The following is an 18693-nucleotide window of genomic DNA, read 5'->3' on the forward strand; positions in this document are numbered from 1 at the left end:
GCCTTTCTCATGGCTTACGAACTCCATTACTGGGACGGATTGCAGGGCCGCGGTGAATTCGTGCGGCTCGCGCTGGAAGATGCCGGCGCCGAATATATCGACGTGGCGCGCGAATCGAAGAAAAGCGGCTACGGCATGGACGCGATGATGAAGGTGCTGAACAGCAAGACCGAACCGCACATTCCCTTCGCGCCGCCGTTTCTGAAGGACGGCGATCTGATCGTGCCGCACGTCGCGAACATCCTGCTCTATCTCGGGCCGAAACTTACGCTCGCGCCGAAGGACGAAGGCTTGCGCCATGTCGCGCACGGCCTGCAACTGACCATAGCCGATTTCGTCGCCGAAGTGCACGACACGCATCATCCACTCGCGACCGATCTCTACTACGAAGATCAGAAGGAGGCGGCGAAGATCCGCACGAAGAATTTTCTGGACAAGCGCGTGCCGAAGTTCATGAACTACTTCGAGCGCGTGCTCAAGCAGAATCCGCAAGGCGACACGCAGATGGTCGGCAATGCCACTACATACGTCGATCTCTCGATGTTCCAGATCGTCGACGGCCTGCACTACGCCTTCCCGCGCGCAATGAAGAAGTTCGGCACGCATTATCCGCGTGTAGCCGCGCTGCACGACGCGGTGCTGCAAAGGCCGAACATCGCGGCTTATGTCGATTCGGAACGGCGCATCCCGTTCAACGAATCGGGTATTTTCAGGCACTATCCCGAACTCGATCAGGACGCTTGAAACCCAACGCAAACCCAGCGCAAACCAGGAGCCAGCATGGTAGAAACGATTCCTTCCTTCGGTCTCGGCACGTTTCGCGTCGATGCCGCGAAGACCACGAACGCCGTGAAAAGCGCGTTGCAGATCGGCTATCGTCATATCGACACCGCGCAGTACTACAACAACGAGGCCGCCGTCGGTCAGGGCGTGCGCGACTCCGGCGTGCCGCGCGAGGACATCTGGGTCACGACGAAAGTCTGGTGGGACCGGCTCTCGCGCGACGCGCTCATCGCGAGCCTGAAAGATAGTCACGCCAAGCTCGATATCGGCACCATCGATCTCGCGCTCGTGCACTGGCCGTCGCCCGATGGCGCGGTGCCCATCGCCGAAACGCTCGCGGCGATGCAAGAAGCGCGGGAGCTGGGACTGATCCGTCATTACGGCGTGTCCAACTTCACCGCGCCGCTGCTCGAAGAAGCGCTGAAGGCGCCGGGCGGCAAGGAGATCGTCACGAACCAGTTCGAAGTGAGCCCGTTTCTCGCCAACCGCACACTCGTCGATGCGACGCAGCGGCTCGGCGTCAGGGTGAGCGCGTATATGCCGCTCGGCGAAGGCCGCGCGCACACCGACGCGACGCTCGCGGCGATCGCGAAGAAGCACGGCGCGACGCCCGCGCAGGTGACGTTCGCGTGGCTGCTGTCGCGCGATATCGTGGTGCTGTCGGCATCGACGAATCCGGAGCATCAGAAGAGCAACTGGGATGCGCAGAAGCTGAAGCTCGACGCCGACGACATCGCGAAAATCGATGCGCTCGACGAAGGCAAGCGCAACGCGAATCCGCCGTTCGCGCCGAAGTGGTGACGTGAGACGCGTCGAACGCAGCCCGGCCGCGCGCGCCGGGCTTTTTTTCGTCCGCTGCGAGCGCGTTGCGGCCGTGCGGACGCCCGCACGGCCGCCTCGCAATGCTATCCTTGCGAGTCCTTATTCCATTTCCTTCTAAGCTTTCCACGATTTCGCAAAAGTGCTCTCATTCCTGCTCAAGCTCCGTACACGTGCCCAACGGCTCTTCCGTCTGTCGGACTCGCATACGATGCTCGTCTGGGCGGTCGTCGTCGGCGTGGCCGGGGCCTTCGCGACCTCCGTCTTTCGCGAAGGCATTGAGCTGCTGCAACGGCTTCTCGGCAATCATTCGGAAGGCCTCGTCGCGCTCGCCCGCGATCTGCCCTGGCCCGCGCGCGTCTTGCTGCCGGCTGCCGGCGGTCTCATCGCGGGCTTCTGCCTGCTGATCGCACGCAAGCGCGCCAGCAAAAACGCGAGCACGGACTATATGGAAGCCGTCACCATCGGCGACGGCGTCGTGCCCGTGTGGCAGAGCGTGTGGCGCAGCCTGTCGTCGCTGATCACGATTTCGAGCGGCGGCTCCATCGGCCGCGAAGGCTCGATGGTGCAGCTTGCCGCACTCGCGTCGTCGCTCATCGGGCGCTGGGTGCACTTCGATCCGCCGCGCCTGCGGCTGCTCGTCGCGTGCGGTGCGGCGGCCGGGATCACGTCGGCGTACAACGCGCCGATCGCGGGTGCGTTCTTCGTCACCGAACTCGTGCTCGGCTCGATGGCGATGGAAAGCTTCGGGCCGATCGTCGTCTCGTCGGTCGTCGCCAATATCACGATGCGCGAGTTCGCCGGCTACAGGCCGCCGTACGAGATGCCCGTCTTCCCGACCGTCACGGGCGTGGAGGTGCTGCTCTTCGTCGTGCTGGGGCTTCTGTGCGGCGTGCTCGCGCCGCATTTCCTGCGGCTGCTCGCGGCATCCAAAAAACGCTTTTCGACGCTGCCCTTGCCTCTGCCCGTGCGCCTCGCGCTGGGCGGCCTGATCGTCGGCGTGATCTCGATCTGGTGGCCCGAAGTCTGGGGCAACGGCTATGAGGTCGTGAACTCGCTGCTGCACGAGCCGTGGACGTGGACGGCGCTGCTCACCGTGCTCGTCTTCAAGATCATCGCGACGGCGGCCACCGCCGGTTCGGGCGCGGTCGGCGGCATTTTCACGCCGACGCTCTTCGTCGGCGCGGTGCTCGGCTGTCTCTTCGGCCTCGGCGCACATGCGCTCTGGCCGGATCACACGTCGGCGCCCTTCGCCTACGCGATGGTCGGCATGGGCGCGTTTCTCGCCGCGGCCACGCACGCGCCGCTCATGGCGATCCTGATGATCTTCGAGATGACGCTTTCGTATCAGGTCATGCTGCCGCTGATGCTCTCGTGCGTGATCGCGTATTTCATCGCGCGCACGTCCGAGCAGACCTCGATGTACGAAGTCACGCTGCGCCGCAATCGTGAGGAGAAAGAGCGTCTGCGTCTCGCCGCCACGCAGATGCGCGAGCTCGTCAAGCCTGCCGATACCGTCGTGCCGCTCACGGCGAACATCAAGGACATGACGCGCGTGTTCCTCGAATATCCGGTGAAGTATCTGTATGTGATCGACGAAGCCGGGCGCTTTCAGGGCGTGGTCGCGCTGAAGAACATCACGTCGGACCTTCTCGACGACAAAGGCTGCGACGCCAAGACCGCCGCCGACTACCTCCAGCCGCAATTCGACGTGCTCACGCCCGACATGTCGCTCGGCGAAGCGCTTCAACACTTCCTCGCGTTCCAGGGCGAGCGCCTGCCGGTGATCGAAAAAAAGACGCAGCCGCTGCTGCTCGGCGTCGTGTACAAAACCTCGCTTCTGGACGCATACTTCCGTTTGAATCCGACATCGCGCTGAAACGGCGCATCCGTGCAATTTCGCGGCGCGTAGCAACGCGTGCGCGTGTGTTTCGCGCGAGCCGGACCGACTTCACAATTCACTCGAAGTGTTTCCGCGCGACGTCCGATCGTCGCGCCCGTGCGCAAGACGTCCGGGAGGACCGCGCGCACGGCGGGCAGCGTGAGCGTTCATCGGCATAGCCATTGCTTGATGATCCTCGCTGCTTGACAGAGGAGGGGTTGCCCGATGAAGACCTCAACGTTGTTGTCGATGGCCCTGGTTTCGGTCTCGTGCTATGCGGCGCCGCTGCACACGAGTTCGACGGATGTTTCGCCTGCCGGCGTGGCCGCCACGCGCGCTGCGCTGCGCGTGAATGCCGCGCCCGTCGCGCCGCCCGCGCCGGAAGTCTCGGCGCAGGATCTCGATCACGCGCGCTGGCGTCACGTGCCGCTGCCGAAGTCGCGCACGCCGAGCCACGGCATGGCGAGCCAGCCGATCCAGGTGCAGACCTGACGCCCTCCTTCCCACCGACTCGACACTGGACCTCGCCATGACCGACACGCACGCAAAACACGCCTTGAACGACGAGCCGATCGACGACGAGATCACGCAGGTATTGCGCCTCGTGAAGTATCCCGCCAACAAGGACGCGATCGTCGATGCGGCGCGCGATGCGGGCGTCTCCAACGACGTCATCACGCTCTTCGACGGCTTGCCCGAGCAGGACTACAAGGACGCGGATTCGGTGGAGCAATTGCTGGGCAGCAACGGCGGTCCGGGGATTTCGATCTAGCTTCCCGCTCATGGCGGCGTGAGCAAGCCGGGTTTCACCCCGCGCTCGCTTCGCCCGTTTTCGCGCCGCATCGGTCAGGTCATACAAATCGTTATTCATCAACGACTTAACGCGGATGCACGATGCTTTTCAACATCGCTATCCACAGAAATTGTGGATAAGTCGGGCATCGGTTCGAAGCGCCTCGCGGGAGTGGAAAACTGATGCGATCCGCATCGGGCGGGGTTTCTGGCGCGAAATCAAGAATCTAGGTGAGTCGCCCAGTGGTTTTCCACAGCCCTTTCCCCTTGCGCTGGGGATAAGTTATGCAATCCCGGATGCGCGGTGACGCGCCGTGAAGCGCGTGACACTTTTCCTTCAGTGTCATGTATTTAGCAGACTTTTCGAAGCGTTTTCAACAGGGTGCTCCCCAGTTGGTGGGGACAAGTTCTTGCGGCGATTCTGGCAAGGCTCGACCGGCAAGATTGGCATCCGTCCGTCCCTCAGCTCCCCCGATACTGCGCCGCGCTGGCTGCCGCAGGCGCGGCCGGCTTCTTCGCTGCCTTATCCGAAGCCGCCGCATCCGACGACATATAAGCCGGCGCCGCCTTCGCCTTCTCCTTCTGTCCCGGCGGCGGCGCGGTCGGGGCTTTGCTCATGTCCGCGAGCATCTGATGGCAAGGCAGCGGCTTGTTGTTGCTCGGCGCAATGAGCGGAATCAGCGCGGCGAACGGATTGATGAGCCCCAGCCCGACCATCGCGCCGCCGCGCGCCGCGAGCGCGCCCACGCTCACGCCCACCTTCGGATCCTTGAACGTGCCCTTCACATACAGCGGCGAACGCAGCGAAAACACGCGGAAGCCCTTCGTATGCGGATGAATGCCCAGATCCATGTCCTCGGTCTTCATGTTGATCGTGCCGTCGACGTTGATCACCGCGTCGTCGGTATCGAGCGCGAAGACGCGCGAATCCAGCACGCCGTCCGTCACGACGAAATCCGCCGCCGCGCAATTGATATTCACGTCGCGCTTGCCGAAGAGCTTTTCGTAGACGACGTTTGCCACGTTCAGCCCCGCCGCCTCCATGTACAGGCGGCTCACGGTGCCTTCGGTGATCAGCGCCTTCACCTCGCCGTTCGATGTCGCCGCGAGCGCCGCGGGCGAGTTGCCGGTCGCGGAGAGCGCGGCGTCGCCGTTGATTTCGCCGAGCGCGGACTGCATCGTCTTCACCGTCGGGAAGAGCTGCTTCAGCTTGAGATGCCGCGCCTGCGCCGAGACGCGCCCCTTCAACGGCGCGGCGCTGCCGTCGAGATGAATGTTCGACGCGATCGCCCCGCCCGCCACGCCGAACCTGAGCGGCTCGAACGACAGCACGCCATCGTTCATCAGGACGTGCGTGTACAGGTCGGTGATCGGCAGATCCGGATCCTTGACGATACGCTGGCCGGTGAACTTCACATCGGCGTCGATAGCCTTCCAGCGGTCGGTCTTGAACTCCTCGGTCGGCAGCGCCTTCGACGACGGCTGCTTCTGCGTCTCGCCGCGCTTCTCCTTGCTCTTGTTCGAATCGGCGCCGATGACCGGCGCGAGATCCTTGAACTGCAGCAGATGCGACACGAGCTCGCCCTTGAGCAGCGGACGCGGCTTCTTGCCCGCATAGACCAGCGAGCCGTTGATGTCGCTGCCGCCCACGCGCCCCGTGAAGTTCTCGTAGTGGAACACGTTGCCGTCTTCCCGGAACTGACCCGTCAGACGTCCTTCGGTTGCGAACGGCGGCGTCTCGGGCAGCGGCACGCCGGTGAACGGATAGAGATGCGCCATGCTCACGGCCTGCACCCACAGGCGCAGATCGAGCGCGGCGAGATGCGCGGGATCGGTCACCGTGCCGACGAAAGCGATATGGGTATCGCCGAGGCGCACATCGGCCTGCAAGGGGAACGGCCGCTTCGCGTCCTGCACGGCGAGCACGCCGCCGAGCTTGCCGTCGCCGGAAACCTTGCCGCCGTTGTAGGTGCCCTTCACGGTCCAGCCGAACGCGTAAGGCGGAATGGGCGGCTTCGGCCCTTCCTTGGTCGTAATGCTCGTATTGGCCGACACGCTCGCCGGATTCGGCGCCGATGCATTCGCCGCCGCCGCTGCCGATGCCGCCGAAGCCGCGGAGGCTTCGGACGCGGCGGCGGCGTCGGCCTGCTTGTTGAGCTTCGCCGCGCCGCCCTTGCCGACCATTTCCGCCGACGACTTCGCCGACGCCGCTTCCTGCTGCTTCATCACCTCGCCGATCGGCACGGGCTGACCGAGCGTATCGACGACGACCTGCATCTCGGCCTTCGTGACTTCGTCGCGCACGTCGACGGTGCCTTTCGCGAGCGAGACGTCGCCGAGCCGCAGCTTCCATGTCGACGGCTCGGTCGACTGCTTGAACTTGAAAGTCCAGTTGTTGCGATTGTCCTTGAGCCGCTCGATATCGATCGACGGATTAACGAGATTGATCGCCGGAATCACGATGTCGTGCGCGAGCAGCGGCAGCACGGCCACCTGAAAATCGATTTCGTCGAGGGTCGCGAAGAACTTCTGGCGCGCCCAGTCCGGATTCGCGATGGTGATCTTTTCAGCGGAGAAGCGCGGCCAGGGCACCCATCGCTTCCAGCCCGTTTCGTTCGGCGGCCGCTGCCAACCTACTTTCAGATCGCCGGTGATCTCGAAACGCCGGCCGATCGCCTCCGATACCTTGTCATCCACCCACGGCCGCAGGCGGTTCCAGTCGAAGGTCAGGAAGATCACTACGAGGATTGCAATCAGAACCGCCAGAACGGCAAAAAACCATGCGACGATCCTTCCGATTTTTCCGCTCATTCGGGCCTGCGCCATAACGGCTCCATCCGTTCTTTCTGATTATGTGTGCGGCAGCACATCGTGTGCCCGCGCGCGGGCACGGCCATCGGCGCCGGTAGCTCCGCTGCCCGCCGAATGTCCGTAAGATGTGCGCTCGAAGAACAACACGCCCACATAAAAACAATGCCCGCTGTCCCCTCGATCGAGCTCGTCGCCGCGCACGGCGTCGTGCGCCGCGATGCCGTGCGCGGCACGGTGCTTCTGCATCCAACGGACTTCGCGCTGTACGCGGGCCAGCGCGCGGCGATCACAGGCCCCTCGGGCTCGGGCAAGAGCGTGTTTCTGCGCACGCTGGCCCTGCTCGACGCGTGCGACGCCGGATACGTCACGTGGCGCGGCGCGCGCATCGCGCGGGCGCGCATTCCGGCGTACCGGCGGCGCGTCGCGTATATCGCGCAGCGGCCCGCGATGCTCGACGGCACCGTCGAGGACAATCTGCGCTATCCGTTCACGCTGAAAACCTATCGGGATGCGCATTTCGATCGCCAGACCGCCATGCGGCTCGCGCAGGCGGCCGGACGCGGCGAAGATTTCCTCGACAAACTCGCGGGCGATCTCTCCGGGGGCGAGACGCAAATCGCCGCGCTCGTGCGCGTGCTGCAACTCGCGCCCGATGTCCTGCTGCTCGATGAACCAACGGCATCGCTCGATCCGGCATCGGCGCGTTCGATCGAGGCGCTCGTCACGGCCTGGTTCGACGGCGGCGAAGAACGCGCGTCCATCTGGGTATCGCACGATCCGGAACAGGCGCGCCGCGTCGCCACGCGTCATCTCACGATGAGCGCCGGCGTGCTCGGAGGCGACATGCAATGAACGGCTATCAGAACCTCGGCCTCTTCGACATCGGGCTCGCGGCGGCGCTGATCGTCATCAATGGCGCGCTGTCGGTCGCGCTCGATCTCGGCCTCGAGCGCAAGCTCTTCGTCGCCGCGATCCGCACCGTCGTGCAACTGCTCCTGATCGGCTACGTGCTCGGCTGGGTGTTCGCGTTCAACCGCTGGTATGTCGTGCTGCCGCTCATCGGGCTGATGACCGTGATCGCCGGGCTCGCGGCGTCGAATCGCGGACGGCGCAGCTACGCGGGACAGCGCGCGGACAGCATTCTGTCGATATGGGGCAGCTCGTGGCTGATCGGCGCGTTCGGGCTCTTCGTCGTGATCCGCATTCATCCGTGGTACGAGCCGCAATACGCGATTCCGATTCTCGGCATGATCCTCGGCAACACGCTGACGGGCGTATCGCTCGGCATCGAGCGCATGACGGAGGAACTGACCGCCGGGCGCGCGACGGTCGAGATGTCGCTCGCGCTCGGCGCCTCGCGCTGGGAAGCCGCGCAAGGGCCCGCGCGCCAGGCCGTGCGCGCGGGCATGATTCCCACCCTGAACCAGATGGCGGTGGTCGGCCTCGTCAGCCTGCCAGGCATGATGACCGGCCAGGTGCTCGCCGGGCAGTCGCCGTTGCAGGCGGTGCGCTATCAGATCGTCATCATGTTCCTGATCGCGGCGGCTTCCGGGCTCGGCGTGGTCGGTGCCGTCTTGCTGACGTATCGGCGGCTCTTCTCCGCCGACCACCGGTTCATGGCGTCGAAGCTCGTGGAGCGCAAGGCCAGAAAGCGCGCGTCCTGAGCATGCGCGTCATTCGACGCTGTCATTTGCCGTTATACGCGCGGTCCAGCGTGGCGATGTCCAGCTTGATCATGCCCATCATCGCCTTCATTGTGCGATCGGCCTTCACCGGATCGGGGTCCTGCAGCATGGCGAGCAGACGCCTCGGCGCAATCTGCCACGTCACGCCGAAGCGGTCCGTGAGCCAGCCGCAGGCCATCGACTGGCCGCCGTCCATCAGCTTGTCCCAGTAATGGTCCATCTCGGCTTGCGTCTCGCATTTGATGAACATCGAAACGGCCGGCGTGAACTTGAAATCCGAGTTGCCGTTCAGCGCCATGAAATCCTCGCCTTCCAGTTCGAACAGCACGGCGAGCACGCTGCCGGCCGGTCCCGGGCTGGATTCGGTATGGCGCATGATCTCCTTGATGCGCGCGCTCTCGAACACGCCGAGATAAAAGTTCGCGGCTTCCTCGGCGTTGCCGTCGAACCATAGACAGGGCGAAATCTTGTTCATGGATTGGCTCCGTTTTCGTCAGGCGGGAAAAGTCACGCGTCCTTCCGGGACATGGCGGCCATCGCCTTCTCGATATCTTCCGGCCTGCACTCGTGCTGGTGCGTGGCGACCGACCATTGATGCCCGAACGGGTCCTCGAGCCGGCCATAGCGGTCGCCCCAGAACATGTCGGCCACGGGCATGGTCACTTTCGCGCCCGCGGCTTCGGCCTGGCGCACGACGGCATCGACGTCCTCCACGTACAGATGGATCGTGACGGGCGAACCCTTCAGCGCCTTCGCGCCGATCATGCCGCAGGCGGGATCTTCATCGACGAGCATCAGAGCGGAATCGCCGATCCTGACCTGCGCGTGCATGATCTTGCCGTTCGGGCCCGCAAGGCGGCCCAGCTCGACGGCGTCGAACGCGCGCTTGTAGAACTCGATGGCATCGGCGGCGCCCGCGCAGACGAGATGCGGGGTCAGCGAATGCATGCCTTCGGGGATCGGCTTGACGGCGGAAGTGGACATATCGGCTCCGTGTAGTGAACGAGGCGCGCCGGGTTTGGCGCAGCCCTCATACCCTACAACGAACGCCGGGTCCGTCAATCGACACGAACACGCACGCGGACGTCAAATTTCGTGTAACGGCGCGCGGGAATGGATTATTTCGAATGCTGCTCGGCCAGCGACTGGATCAGCGCTTCGAGCCGCGAGAAATTCACCGGCTTGGTCAGATGATCGCGAAAACCCGCTTCGCGGCAGCGGCGGATGTCTTCATCCATGCCGTAGCCCGTGATCGCGACGGACGGCTTCTCCGGCTGCAAGATCTGCCACGCGCGCGCGATGTCGAGACCGCTGCCGTCCGGCAGGCCGATATCGCTGACGAGCAGATCGAACGGCCCGCTCTGTGCGCGCTCCAGCGCCTCCGCGACGGTCACCGCGACCGTCACTTCGTGGCCGAGCATCTCGAGCACTTCGGCCATCGCCGACGACGTCTGCTCGTTGTCCTCCACGAGCAGCACCTTGAGCGCGCGCCCGTGCTCCTGGCTCGCCGCCTCGACGAGCGGCTGGTCCTCGCGCGCGGGCTGCACTTTCGCGAGCGGCAGCGTGAGCGTGAAGCGCGCGCCCGCGTCGCGGCCTTCGCTGTACGCCGAGAGCGTGCCGCCGTGCTTTTGCGCGAGCGTGCTCGCGATCGCGAGGCCGAGGCCGAGGCCGCCGAACGAGCGCGTGATCGAATCGTCGGCCTGTTCGAACGCCGAGAAAATGCGCGGCAAGGCTTCCGCGCTGATGCCGATGCCGCTGTCCGTCACGGATACCGCGATCGTCGCCGGGTCCGGATTCCATGTCCGCATGTCGATGCGCCCGCCCGCCGGCGTGAACTTCACCGCGTTCTTCATCAGATTCCAGACGATCTGCTGAAGCCGCGCGGCATCGCCGAGCACGACAAAGCGGGCCGCGTCGAAATGTGTTTCCAGCGTGAGGCTCTTCGCGCGCAGATCGGCCTCGGACATGTCGAGCGCGCTCGTCAGCAAGGTATCGAGCGCGACGTTCGCGAAATTGAGCGACAGCTTGCCGCGCGCGATGCTCGTGAGATCGAGCAGATCGTCGATCAGGCGCGCTTCGAGCTCGACATTGCGGCGGATGAGATCGAGTGTCGGATGCGCCTCGCGCGGCAGTGCGTGCTTCATTTCGAGCAGGCGCACCGCGGCGAGAATCGGCGTGAGCGGCGTGCGCAGCTCGTGCGACAGCACCGCGAGAAAATGGTCCTTCGCGCGATTCGCCGATTCCGCCTGATCCTTCGCGAGCCGCAGCGCGTCGGCGGCCATGTGGGCATCGGTGGCGTCGCGCACGATCTTCGAGAAGCCGATCAGCTCGTCGTGCTCGCTGCGGATCGCGGTCGTCACGCCCGAGGCGAAGAAGGAATGGCCGTCCTTGCGCCATAGCCAACGGTCGTCGCTCGCGCTGCCTTCGCGGCGCGCCGTATCCAGTTCATGCTCGAACACGCCCGCCTCGCGGTCTTCCTGAGCATAGAAGATGTTCGCCGACTGGCCGAGCACGTCCTGCGGCGGAAAGCCCAGAATGCGCTCGGATGCCGCGTTCCACGTGCGGATGCGGCCTTCCGGATCGAGCGTGATGACGGCGTAATCCTTCAATGCGTCGACGAGCAGGCGAAAATGCGTCTCCGTCTCGCGCAGCGCCCGCTCCACCGCGATGCGCTGCGCGCGCTCGGCGCTCTCGCGCATCGCCCGTCGCACGACGGCGGGCAGACGCTGCAGGCGCTGCTTCAGCACGTAATCGGTCGCGCCGCGCTTGAGCATGTCGACGGCATGCTCCTCGCCCAGCAGACCCGACACGAAGATGAAAGGCGTGTCGGGCGTTCGCTCGCTCGCGATCGTCAGCGCCTCGATGCCCGAAAACGTGGGCATCACGAAGTCGGCGAGGATCACGTCGAAGCGTTTTTTATCGAGCTCGGCGATGAAGCTTGCCGAGTCGTACACGATCGACGCATCGACCGCGTAGTCCGCGCGTTCCAGCTGGGCGATCGTCAACTCCGCATCGAGTGCGTTGTCTTCGACGAGAAGCAGATGCAGAGGCTGCATGATCTAGGCGTCCTCTTCGAAGGACGCTCGCGGGCGCATGAGACGGGACGAGTTCGCGGACATGGGCACAGCGGTCATTGTGCGGGCGGCGGGCGGCGAAAACGCGTGGAGCCCGGCGGCGGCTCGTTGAGCACGGCCCAGAAGACGCCGAGATCGCCGATCGCTTCGACGAACTCCGCGAATTCCACCGGCTTGACCACGTACGCGTTCACGCCGAGCTCGTAGCTGCGCACGAGATCCTGCTCCTCGCGTGAAGACGTCAGCATGACAACGGGAACGCTCTTCAACGACGCATTCGAGCGGATCATGTCGAGCACTTCGAGGCCGTCGATCTTCGGCAGCTTCAGGTCGAGCAGTATCACAGCGGGATTGCCCGGCGCGCGCTCCTTCCAGTCGCCTTCGCAGGTGAGATAGTCGATGGCTTCCTGGCCGTCGCGCGCCACGATCACCTCGTTCGCGAGCTGACTTTTGTCGAGCGCGACGAGTGTGAGCTCGAGGTCGTTCGGATTGTCTTCGACGAGCAGTATCGGTTTAAGCATGGTCTGTTCTTGGCTTTCTTGTCGATGCGCCAGGCCGGCGCACACCTTGCGTCCCTGACGTTCCACTGGCGTTGCGGTATTCGACGGGCAGGGAGAAATAAAATGCCGCCCCCTCCCCCAGCCGCCCTTCGGCCCACGTGCGCCCTTCATGGCGCTCGACGATGCGCCGCACGTTGGCGAGCCCGATGCCCGTGCCTTCGAACTCTTCCGCGCGATGCAGCCGCTGGAACACGCCGAACAGCTTCGCGCCGTACTTCATGTCGAAGCCAACGCCGTTGTCGCGCACGCCGATCACGTATTCGTCTCCGCTTCGGGTCGCGAATATTTCGATTTTCGCCGATTCCCGCGTTCGCGTATATTTCACCGCGTTCGAAATCAGGTTGCGCAACGCAAGCTGAAGGAAAGCCGCGTCACCGGTGACGCGCGGCAGCTCGCCGATCACCCATTCGATGCGCCGCTCCGAGCTTTCCACCTCGAACTCCTGCACGACGCCGCGCACGAGCTGGTTGAGATCCACCGGCGCGGGCCTGAGCGCCGCACGCCCCATCTGCGAGAAGGTCAGCAGATCGTCGACGAGCGTGCCCGCGAAGCGCGCCGAATCGAGCATGTTGTTGAGAAAGCGCCGGCTCTTCTCCGACATGCGCTCGCCTTCCTGCTCGCGCAGGAGATCGCCATAGCCCGCGATATGGCGCAGCGGCGCGCGCAGATCGTGCGACACCGAATACGAAAACGCTTCGAGTTCCTTGTTCGCGCGCGCGAGCTCGGTCGCGAGCTCGGCGCGCTCTTCCGCGCGGCGCAGCACGATGTTGAGCAGCGCGCCGCGCAATTCGCCGGCGATTTCGAGCTCGCCCTGACGCCACATCGACGAATGTCCGCGCACCGTTTCGAGCCACGGCGAAAAGCTCGTGCGCGGCGCGCTGGCGCCATCGGCGCTTTCTATCTTCACCGGCTCGCCCGCCCACTTGATGGTCTGCATCACTTCGGGCCGGAACCAGAGCAGGTAGTGGCGAAAGATCTGCGAGACCGGCACGGCGAGCACGCCGCAGGCCTTGTCCTCGTGCGCTTTCGCGGGCGGCCATTCGCGCGCGAGCGAATCCGTGGCCCATACGCCGGACGTGTGCTCCGCGAGCCATTGCGTGAGCGCGCGCACGGTTTGCTCGTCGGGCGTCGAGCCGAGCAGCGTGACCCGATCGTCGAACACGATCGCCGCGCCCGCCGAGCGCGCGAAGCTCAACATGTCTTTCGGCGTTGCCTGCAAGCCGGCGGCGAAGTTCTCGTGCTCGCCCATCGCGGAGATGAGCCGGCCCATCGTGCGGCGCAGCCCGGCCAGATATTCGCCTTCGGCGCGCTCTTCCTTCGCTTCGATCTGCAGGGACAGCATGTGCCCGAGATGCTCGACCGCGACGCGCGTGTTGAACGGCACGATGCGCGCGTCATGATCGTGACACGAGATGAGCCCCCACAACTGGCCGCGCACGACGATCGACACCGACATGGACGCATGCGTGCCCATGTTGCGCATGTACTCCAGATGCACGGGTGAAAAGCTGCGCAGCGTTGCGTAGGTGAGATCGGTGGGACGGCCCGTGCCGGGATTCACGTTCGGCACGAGCCGCGCGGGCCTGTAGTTCACGTCCGCGACGAGGCGAATGCGGTTCTTCAGATACAGTGCGCGCGCCTGCCGCGGAATGTCCGACGCCGGAAAGAACTGATGCAGAAACGACGCATAGCGATGGTCGCGGTCTTCCGCGAGCACGTGGCTGCGGCCTTCCTCATCGAAGCTGTAGAGCATCACACGGCCGAAGCCCGTGATCGCGCGCACTTCGCGCACCGCGAGCTCGGCCAGTTCCTCAACGCTCGCCGCGTCCTGAAGCCCGCGCGCGAAAGTGCGCACGAGCGGATACATCGAGGCGAACGCGTCGTTCGTCGCCGCGGCCGCTTCCATCTCGACGATCAACGCTCCGTCATGACGATGCAGCGTGACGTCGAAGCGCATCGCCGGCGTGACTTCGATCGCGCCGATATAAAGCGGCGCGTCGTCGAGGGCCGACGTGAGGACCGCCTTCGCGACGCGTTGCGCGCCGTGCGCGCCGAGCACGGCATCGAGCGGCTGGCCGAGCAAGGTCCCGACGCTCGCGCCTGTGAGCGAAGCAAGATTTTCGCTCGCCTGCGCGATGCTGAGATCACCGGCGAGCACGAGCAAAAAGCCGTGCGGCTGGATGCCGCCGGGAATGTGGATCGGCTCGGCATCGCAGTCCTTGTTCGCGACGCCCGAGCTGAGCGTGCGGCGGCGCGCCTCGGCATCGGGCGGTCCGAGCGACGCCTCGTGCAAGGCCCTCGCGTCGATAGGTTCGCTTTCCGAATCGCTCATGAAGCCGCTCCCGGCGCCAGTTGCAACGGCTCGAGACCGGCGGCTTCGGGACACAGCCACGCGTGCAGGCTGTCGAACGTATCGATGGCGGCCTTCACCGCATCGTCGTACTGAATCTCCGGAACGGATGACGCCGCGGTCTCGCGAAACGCGTTCCACATGCTGCCCGTGCGCGGACCATAGCCGTCGAAATAGGCATTGCCGAGGCCCGGCTCGAGATTTAGACGCCCGGCCACATGCGGGGCGATGAAGCGCCCCCCGAGCGTGCTGCCTTCCATCACGTACATCGAACCGAACACAGCGCCGAGGTTGCGCATGCGCGGCAGGTCATTGCGCGAATCGGCCTGCGGAACACAACCGGCGGACCGGCCCTCTCCCGTCAGCGCGGCGAGATCGGCGGCAAGGAGCGGCGCCTTGCGGCGCGCATCGAAGAAGCCCGCGAGCGATGCGGGCATGCATGCGGCCGCCGCGTCTTCCCACGGCGCGACATAGCCATAGAAGCGCTTGAGCAGCGCGATGTACTCGTCGCGTTGGAGATCGTCCCGCATGAGGTCGAGCGCATTTTCGAGCCGCGCATGACAAGCGGCGGTTTCGTGCTTCAGGCGGGACAGAAGATCGACTGGCATGTTCCGTTGTGTGGGCGTGGGGCCGTTAGGCGGGCAAAAGAATGCATGCATCGGAAGGGCTTACCGGTTCGCGCGTGTCACGCGTTGCGTGCGTCGGTAGAAAGAACGCGGCAAACGTTGCCTTCCAGACCCGCTCCTGATCAACGAATCATTCTACGCAACCGCACTGCACGCTGCCATTCGACGGGGCTGTTCACCGTTCGGTTCATCGCTCGCGCGCGCCGCCCTCGCCGCTGTTCACGTTCACATGTTCGTCGCGCTGCGTGTCGCGTTGATAGTCGTCGCCGCCTCTGCGGTCGGTATCGACGAGACCGCGCTCGATGTCCTCATGCGCCTGCTTGCCGACCTCGCGCGCATCATCCTCGTGTTGCGATTCGACGTTCTGATCCGCCTCGTGAGGCAGCGGCGCGTTCGATGCATCGTCGTGCGCCTGCGTCTCGCGGTCCTTGCTCCCCATCTCGCGCCCGCGCTCGGGCGCGCTTTGCGGTGCCGTGCTGGCCTGCTTCATGATCGTCTCCCTGTTCTCCCTGTTTGAGCGCTCACTTGCGCGAGCCGCCGATGCCGAGCCGCTTCTTCATCTCGGCCGTGAGTCTTTGACGCGCCTTGTCGTAACCCGCCCATGGATCGCTCTTCAACGAATCGAGCCGTTCGCGCACATTGCCGATGTTCCACTGATCGCCGCTCGTCACGTCATCGAGCTCGTCCCAGGAGAGCGTCACCGATGCGCCGAGGCCCGGACGCGCGCGCAGCGAAAACGCCGCGACCGTGCTCGAGCCGCGGTTGTTGCGCAGATAGTCGATGAAGATCTTGCCCTTGCGATTCTGCATGCCCATCTTCGCGGAGAAGAGCTTCGGCAGCGTGCTCGCCATGTGCTGCGCGACCGCCTGCGAAAAGTCCTTCATCTCGTCCCAGCCCGCGTGCTTCGCGAGCGGCACGATCACATGAAAGCCCTTGCCGCCGCTCGTCTTGCAGAATGACGTGAGGCCCAGTTCCGCGAGCAGGTCCCGCGTGAGCTTCGCGGCCTCGATCATGCGTTCCCAGCCGACGCCTTCGCCCGGATCGAGATCGAACACCATGCGATCCGGCTTCTCGATGTTCGACGCGACCGCGTTCCACGTATGCAGCTCGATCGTGCCCATCTGCGCGGTGCCGACGAGCGCCTGAGACGATTCGATCGTGAGCAGCGGCGGATGTCCCGGATCGATATCCGGATGCTGCGTGATATGCGGAATCGCGAGCTTCGCACTGTGCTTCTGGAAGAACAGCTCGCCGCCGATATCCTCGGGCGCGCGCACGAGCGACACCGGACGGTCCTTCAAATGCGGCAGCATCCAGTCCCCGACCGATGCGTAGTACTCGACGACATCGAGCTTCGTGAGACCCGTGGACTTGTCGATCACGCGTTCTGGATGACTGATCTTCACGCCTTCGATCTCCACGGCGTTCGCGCGCGAGCGCGTGGTCTTCGCCGGGCTTGTCTTCGTTGCAGCGGCTTTCGAAGAAGCCGACTTGCGCGCGGGCTTCTTCGCCGCCGCCTCTTCATGATCGGCCTCGACGGCCTTGCCCGATGCGGGCTCTTCCTTCACGATCTGCCGCGCGGGTTTGTCGTCACGCAGACTGACGAACGATGCTTGTCGCACGATGCGCTCCTTGGTCCATTCCGCGAAATTGCATTCGGCCACGAGTTCGGGCTTCACCCAATGCACGGGCGTGCGGCTGCGCTCCTGCGGCTCGCTCGCGAACGGCATGCGCGGGGTCTCGCGCTTGTCGAGTTCCTTCTTCACCGCGACGAGCGTCGCATGACCGAAGCCGCTGCCCACGCGGCCCGCGTATTGCAGCTTGCCGTGCGCGTCGTACACGCCGAGCAGCAGCGCGCCGAACTGCCCGCGGCTGCCCGACGGCTCCGAATAGCCGCCAATCACGAACTCCTGCCGGCGGCGGCACTTGAGCTTGATCCACGAATTGCTTCGCCCGGACACATACGTGCTGTCGATACGCTTGCCAATGATGCCTTCGAGCGCCATGTCGCACGCGCTCTTGAGCAGTTCGTCGGCATGAAAGGCGAAGTCCTGCGAATAGCGCAGCACCGGATCGTCGACCGGCTCGATGAGCGCCTTCAGGATCGCGCGGCGCTGCACGAGCGGCACGTGGCGCAGGTCGTAGCCGTTGAGATAGGGCACGTCGAAGAAATACACGACGATGTCCTGCGGACGGCCCACATCGAACGCGTTCTGCAGCGCCTGAAAATCCGGCAGGCCGCGCTCGTCGAGCACCACGGCTTCGCCGTCGAGCCAGCCGCTTTCGATATCGAGCCCGTCGAGCGCCTTCACCTGCTTCGAGAATTTCGCGGTCCAGTCGTTGCCGTTACGCGTGTAGATGCGCACTTCCCGCTTGCCTCTGATCGTTTCGATGCGCGCGAGCACGCGATAGCCGTCGAATTTTATTTCGTATACCCAATCATCTCCGGGCGGCGCGGAATCGACGAGCGTCGCGAGCTGCGGCTTGAAGGTCGCGGGCAGCTTCGCTTTCACGGCGCCTTCGATCGCCGGATCGTGCGACAGAGTCCGCAACGACTCCGCGTTGCGATTCGCGACGATGTCCGGATGCGCGTGACCGTCCGCGCTCTTGCTCGCCGTCTTGCGTGCGGGCGCTTTCTTCGCGCTCGCCTTGCGCTCGGCGCGCTCGAGCAATGCGCCGCTCTTGTCGCGCGCACCGAGCGATGCCGACAGCACGCTGCCCGGCTTCTTCAGCAGGATGTCGTATTCGGCCTCGGGCCGCGCTTCGTCGTCGCGCTCCTTGATGAGCAGCCATTGCTCCTTGTCGCCGCTGCCGCGCATGTGGCTCTTCACGAGCGTCCATCCGCCGTGCAGCTTTTCACCGTCGAGCGTGAACTTGAGCTTGCCTTTCTCGTAGTCGCGCGCCGCCTCCGCGACGCTGCCCGACTGCGGCGCCCACGTGCCGCGATCCCACACGATGACGTTTCCCGCGCCATAGTTGCCCTCGGGAATTTCGCCTTCGAACGATCCGTAGTCGATCGGATGATCCTCGACATGCACCGCGAGACGCTTCACCGACGGATCGAGGCTCGGTCCCTTGGGCACCGCCCACGATTTGAGCGTGCCGTCGAGCTCGAGGCGAAAGTCGTAATGCAGGCGGCGCGCGTCATGCTCCTGGATCACGAAGGACAACGCGTGAGCCGCGGCCTTCTTCGCGCGGGCGCTACGGCGTGCGGCACCGGAGGGCTCCGGTGTCTTGTCGAAGCGCCGCATCCGTTGATAGGTTTCGAGTTTCTCTGCCATCGCCCTGTGCTTCGTGATTCATGCGCTCGC

General features: G+C 64.7%; 16 protein-coding genes. 7 read left to right on the forward strand and 9 right to left on the reverse strand.

The features are described from left to right. Positions 1-9 precede the first annotated feature (9 nt). The 5 genes from AC1Z32_RS21500 (at position 10) to AC1Z32_RS21520 (ending at position 4256) form a co-directional block, all read left to right on the forward strand. The gene (locus tag AC1Z32_RS21500; RefSeq protein WP_483480477.1) at positions 10-744 is read left to right on the forward strand and encodes a glutathione S-transferase; all 735 of its coding nucleotides are present in this window, start codon (positions 10-12) and stop codon (positions 742-744) included. A 36-nt stretch (positions 745-780) separates the two neighbouring features. Then, complete coding sequence (locus AC1Z32_RS21505; protein ID WP_483480478.1) at positions 781-1584, forward strand: aldo/keto reductase; 804 nt, start codon at positions 781-783, stop codon at positions 1582-1584. Between the two features lie 160 nt (positions 1585-1744). After that, entirely contained in the window at positions 1745-3481 is a 1737-nt protein-coding gene (locus tag AC1Z32_RS21510; RefSeq protein WP_483480479.1) for a ClcB-like voltage-gated chloride channel protein, read from the forward strand. 228 nt (positions 3482-3709) lie between these two features. Then, on the forward strand, positions 3710-3976 hold the full coding sequence (locus AC1Z32_RS21515; protein WP_062610778.1) for a hypothetical protein: 267 nt from the start codon (positions 3710-3712) through the stop codon (positions 3974-3976). 37 nt (positions 3977-4013) lie between these two features. Continuing rightward, complete coding sequence (locus AC1Z32_RS21520) at positions 4014-4256, forward strand: DUF2795 domain-containing protein (RefSeq protein WP_483480480.1); 243 nt, start codon at positions 4014-4016, stop codon at positions 4254-4256. A 482-nt stretch (positions 4257-4738) separates the two neighbouring features. Here the strand turns inward: AC1Z32_RS21520 and AC1Z32_RS21525 are convergent, their stop codons facing one another. Then, on the reverse strand, positions 4739-7102 hold the full coding sequence (locus AC1Z32_RS21525; protein ID WP_483480481.1) for an AsmA family protein: 2364 nt from the start codon (positions 7100-7102) through the stop codon (positions 4739-4741). Positions 7103-7249: 147 nt separating this feature from the next. Between AC1Z32_RS21525 and AC1Z32_RS21530 the strand changes: the two genes are divergently transcribed. Together AC1Z32_RS21530 and AC1Z32_RS21535 are read left to right on the forward strand one after the other, a co-directional pair. Continuing rightward, positions 7250-7939, forward strand: a complete 690-nt coding sequence (locus AC1Z32_RS21530; protein WP_483480482.1) for an ABC transporter ATP-binding protein — start codon at positions 7250-7252, stop codon at positions 7937-7939. Then, positions 7936-8751: an ABC transporter permease gene (locus AC1Z32_RS21535; protein ID WP_483480483.1), complete on the forward strand. Its 816-nt coding sequence runs from the start codon at positions 7936-7938 to the stop codon at positions 8749-8751. The genes AC1Z32_RS21530 and AC1Z32_RS21535 overlap by 4 nt, the downstream gene beginning before the upstream one ends. 22 nt (positions 8752-8773) lie before the next feature. Here the strand turns inward: AC1Z32_RS21535 and AC1Z32_RS21540 are convergent, their stop codons facing one another. From AC1Z32_RS21540 to ligD, 8 genes are all read right to left on the reverse strand, one after another. Then, a complete protein-coding gene (locus AC1Z32_RS21540) occupies positions 8774-9247 on the reverse strand; it encodes a VOC family protein (RefSeq protein ID WP_483480484.1) in 474 nt (157 codons plus the stop codon). 32 nt (positions 9248-9279) lie between these two features. Next, positions 9280-9756: a VOC family protein gene (locus AC1Z32_RS21545; protein WP_483480485.1), complete on the reverse strand. Its 477-nt coding sequence runs from the start codon at positions 9754-9756 to the stop codon at positions 9280-9282. Positions 9757-9890: 134 nt separating this feature from the next. Next, the gene (locus AC1Z32_RS21550; protein ID WP_483480486.1) at positions 9891-11828 is read right to left on the reverse strand and encodes a hybrid sensor histidine kinase/response regulator; all 1938 of its coding nucleotides are present in this window, start codon (positions 11826-11828) and stop codon (positions 9891-9893) included. Positions 11829-11902: 74 nt separating this feature from the next. Continuing rightward, complete coding sequence (locus AC1Z32_RS21555; RefSeq protein WP_483480487.1) at positions 11903-12367, reverse strand: response regulator; 465 nt, start codon at positions 12365-12367, stop codon at positions 11903-11905. Beyond that, positions 12360-14738, reverse strand: a complete 2379-nt coding sequence (locus tag AC1Z32_RS21560; protein ID WP_483480488.1) for an ATP-binding protein — start codon at positions 14736-14738, stop codon at positions 12360-12362. Before AC1Z32_RS21560 ends, AC1Z32_RS21555 begins: the two co-directional genes overlap by 8 nt. Continuing rightward, positions 14735-15364, reverse strand: coding sequence for a biliverdin-producing heme oxygenase (locus AC1Z32_RS21565; protein ID WP_483480489.1), 630 nt, complete (start codon positions 15362-15364; stop codon positions 14735-14737). Before AC1Z32_RS21565 ends, AC1Z32_RS21560 begins: the two co-directional genes overlap by 4 nt. Positions 15365-15569: 205 nt before the next feature. Next, complete coding sequence (locus AC1Z32_RS21570) at positions 15570-15872, reverse strand: hypothetical protein (RefSeq protein WP_483480490.1); 303 nt, start codon at positions 15870-15872, stop codon at positions 15570-15572. 31 nt (positions 15873-15903) lie between these two features. Further along, complete coding sequence (ligD, locus tag AC1Z32_RS21575; RefSeq protein ID WP_483480491.1) at positions 15904-18663, reverse strand: DNA ligase D; 2760 nt, start codon at positions 18661-18663, stop codon at positions 15904-15906. Between the last annotated feature and the right edge of the window lie 30 nt (positions 18664-18693).

It is taken from the genome of Caballeronia sp. 11_S32, from assembly GCF_056930355.1.